The sequence below is a fragment of the Xanthomonas sp. SHU 166 genome (assembly GCF_000364685.1).
GTDB classification, from domain to species: Bacteria; Pseudomonadota; Gammaproteobacteria; order Xanthomonadales; family Xanthomonadaceae; genus Xanthomonas_A; species Xanthomonas_A sontii.
In genome coordinates this window covers 1-328 of the sequence record NZ_AQOJ01000227.1, presented here as the reverse complement: position 1 = coordinate 328, position 328 = coordinate 1, and the positions used below count along the sequence as shown (strand labels likewise).

Genomic DNA, 328 nt, shown 5'->3' with positions numbered 1-328 from the left:
TTACGGCGGCGAGCGCCTGGGCGACAACCGCGACACCGACTCGCTGGTGGCGCTGGACCTGCACAGCGGGCGCCGGGTGTGGGCGCAGCAGCTGGTGCATCACGATCTGTGGGACTACGACCTGGCCTCGCAGCCGGTGCTGACCACCGTGCAGACTGCGCAGGGACCGCGCGCGGCGGTGCTGCAGGCGACCAAGACCGGCTTCCTGTTCGCTTTCGATCGCCGCGACGGCACGCCGCTGTTCCCGATCAGCGAGGTGCCGGTGCCGGCTTCCGACGTGCCGGGCGAACGCGCCTCGCCGACCCAGCCGATGCCCGAACCGGGGCTG

Annotated in this window: 1 pseudogene; it reads left to right on the top strand. The window is 72.3% G+C overall.

The annotated features are described in order from the left end of the window. Window positions 1-328: pseudogene (locus tag D180_RS07485) on the top strand (pyrroloquinoline quinone-dependent dehydrogenase); the annotation flags it as partial.